Source organism: Nocardiopsis codii (assembly GCF_036327455.1).
GTDB lineage: Bacteria > Actinomycetota > Actinomycetes > Streptosporangiales > Streptosporangiaceae > Nocardiopsis > Nocardiopsis codii.
Window position 1 is genome coordinate 1 of sequence record NZ_JAUZMY010000073.1, and the last position, 2,930, is coordinate 2,930.

The 2,930-nt window shown below is 71.6% G+C and carries 2 protein-coding genes; one reads left to right on the plus strand and one right to left on the minus strand.

Annotated elements, in window-relative coordinates:
* Positions 1–173: 173 nt before the first annotated feature.
* Positions 174–935, minus strand: coding sequence for a hypothetical protein (locus Q8791_RS31670; protein WP_330095539.1), 762 nt, complete (start codon positions 933–935; stop codon positions 174–176).
* Between the two features lie 393 nt (positions 936–1,328).
* Between Q8791_RS31670 and Q8791_RS31675 the strand changes: the two genes are divergently transcribed.
* Complete coding sequence (locus tag Q8791_RS31675) at positions 1,329–2,507, plus strand: beta-1,3-glucanase family protein (protein ID WP_330095540.1); 1,179 nt, start codon at positions 1,329–1,331, stop codon at positions 2,505–2,507.
* Positions 2,508–2,930 lie beyond the last annotated feature (423 nt).

Below are 2,930 nucleotides of genomic sequence, written 5' to 3' on the forward strand. Positions count from 1 at the left end.
GGGCGGGGTGGGGCCGGGGCGGGGGCGGGGTGACCGGAACGGTTCACGGTCCCGTCCCTCCCCCGATGATCTTGTACTTATAGCTCGTTTGAGCACCCCAAACGGGCTATAAGTACAAGATCATCGGGAGTGAGATCCCTCAGGTCACACCGGCAACGGTTCCGGTCAGGGCACTAGTAGCTGCCCGGGCCGGGGTTGTTCGGCTGGCCGGGGTGTCCGGGGTGGCCGCCCTGCTCGGGGTGGCCGGGCTGGGGGTAGCCCTGGCCGCCCTGGTCGGGCTGCGGGTAGCCGCCCTGGTCGGGCTGCGGGTAGCCCTGACCGCCCTGCTCGGGGTGGCCGGGCTGCGGGTAGCCCTGGCCGCCCTGGCCGGGCTGCGGGTAGCCGCCCTGACCGCCCTGGCCGGGCTGCGGGTAGCCGCCCTGACCGCCCTGCCCGGGCTGCGGGTAGCCGCCCTGACCGCCCTGCCCGGGGTGGCCGGACTGGCCGACCTGGCCGGGGTACACGCCGGGGGCCGGCGGGTACCCGGCGGGGGCGTTCGGGTCGGTGGCCCGGAACCACTCCTTCGAGGACGCGCTCTCGGCCAGGAGCAGCACGGAGATCGCCAGGCCCAGCCCGAGCGCGGGGTTGGAGCCGGTCAGGATACTGAGGACCGCGTTGGCCACCGCGAGGCCGACCACGATGCGCAGGAGGAAGCGGGCCCTGGGGCCGCCCTTGCCCATCTGCGCGATGACGTAGACCTCGAAGACGGTGATGAGGATACCGAGGAGCAGGGCCGCCACGAGGGCTCCCATGGACATGCCCGCTTCGGCCTCGACCTCGGCGGCGGGCAGCGTCATGAGGACGAGGAGGCCGAGGAAGGCGGTCCCGTAGAGGAGGACGGCGATGACCGCCCGGATGATCAGGATGACCCTGACCGCCTTGAGGGTGGTCGGCATGGGGGGTGTGGGGGCAGGGGGATACATGGGGAGGGGTTCCTTGTCGTCGGGGCCGTGGACGAGGGGCGGGAGCAGTGGCGGGGGGCAGGGACGGGGAGTAGGGGTGTCTCAGGGGATACGACTCCGCCGCGCGCCCGAAGGTTCCCCCTCCGCCCTCCGGGCTGTTCCCCGCCCCGGCCCGGCCCCGGTTCCGAGGGCCGCCGCGGACCCGCCACCGGGCGGTTCCGCCCGCTGCCCCACCCCACGATCATGTGTGACGTGCGTCACCCAACGACCTCATGGCCTCGAAAAACACTCCAGCACCAGACGCACACACCGTTACCCCCATTGACGTCAGCGTGACTAAATGATCACTTAGTTTCCAGTCTCTGACCCGCTACCAAGGAGACATCCATGATCGATCGCAGACTGTTCCTCGGCGGCACCACCCTGGCCGTGGGGGTTCCCCTCCTCGGTGCGTGCGCCCCGGGAACGACACCGGCCGCACTCAGGTCGGACAGCACTTCCCTGGCCAATCCGGGAGCGCTCCCAGTCAGTGTCGCCAACGAGACCGGCCGGTTCGCGGACGGGGAGGTCCTCGTCTACGTCGTGGGCACCGACCTGACCACGGACCAGCACGTGTGGGTCGACTCCTCCGGGACGCCCCACCCCGTCAGCGAGGACGACAACACCGACGACGGGTACACCGACTACTCGATCCCGCTCGACGCGCTCGGCGGCATGACGCTCCCCTACATGTCGGGGCGCATCTACCTGGCGCTCGGCGGCAAGCTCGGCATCCGCATCGTCACCGGAGGCGACGGCACGCCCGCGCTCCAGCTCCCCGCCGGCTGGGTGGAGAACGACCACGGCTTCGACGTGCTGCACGACTCGGTCGAGTTCACGCACAACGACGCCGGGATGTTCTGCAACACCAGCATGGTCGACCAGTTCAGCGTCCCCATCGGCATCCGGCTGACCGGCGACGCCGACCAGACCACGGGCACGTTCCAGCCGGGCGGGCGAGCCGCCGTCTTCGAGACCCTCTCGGCGGACCCCGTCTTCTCGTCGCTGGTCCACGAGGACCTGCGGGTGATCGCCCCCGGGCACGCCCTCGACCAGGGGCTGTTCCCGTCGGACTACTTCGACCCCTACATTGACGAGGTCTGGGCGCAGTACGCCTCCACCGACCTGACGGTCACCACCAACGCCGGGACCTTCACCGGCCGCGTGCAGGGCGACCAGCTCGTCTTCGACGGGGGCGTCGCACCGATCTCGCGGCCCTCCACCAGGGACGTCCTCTTCTGCGACGGCAACCTGGCCGCCCCCAACGACGGGATCACCGGGCCCGTCGCCGCCATCGTGGGCGCCGCGTTCAACAGGGCGACCCTGCTGACCGCCTCCCAGCAGCCCACCAACGACCCGGACACCTTCTACCAGTCGGAGATCGCCAACCACTACGCCGCCGTCTTCCACGCGAACACCGTGGACGGCAAGGCGTACGGGTTCGCCTTCGACGACGTGGAGGACTTCGCGTCCTACATCCAGGACCACGGTCCCTCCGCACTCGAAATCACCCTCACGGCGTTCTGACGCCACGGCTCGCAGCCCGCGCACGCGGGCGCCTCCGGCTCGGGAGCGCATCCGAGGAGCTGTCGTACGACGGACTCCGCCCCCGGCCCGGAGGTCGAGCCCGCTGAACTCCCGGTCCGCCGACCGTCGCCGGGGCCCGTTCCGTGTGTGGGGCGCGGGAACGGGTCCCGTCGGTGCGGTGGACCGGGACCGGGGACGCCCCCGCGCCACAGGCGCGGGGGCGTCCCCCTTGTGCCGACCGGACACGGACCCGACACGCGGTCCGACGCAGCGCCCCTTCCCGGCCACCCGGTTCCGGACCTGCCGGGCCGGGTGGGCACGGGCTTCGGGACCGACCGTCGCCGCACTGACCGGAGTGGGATCGTGGACGGGACCGGTGGTTGCCCGGAGAGGGTGAGGAGGGCGGCAGGGGCGGGTGGGCGG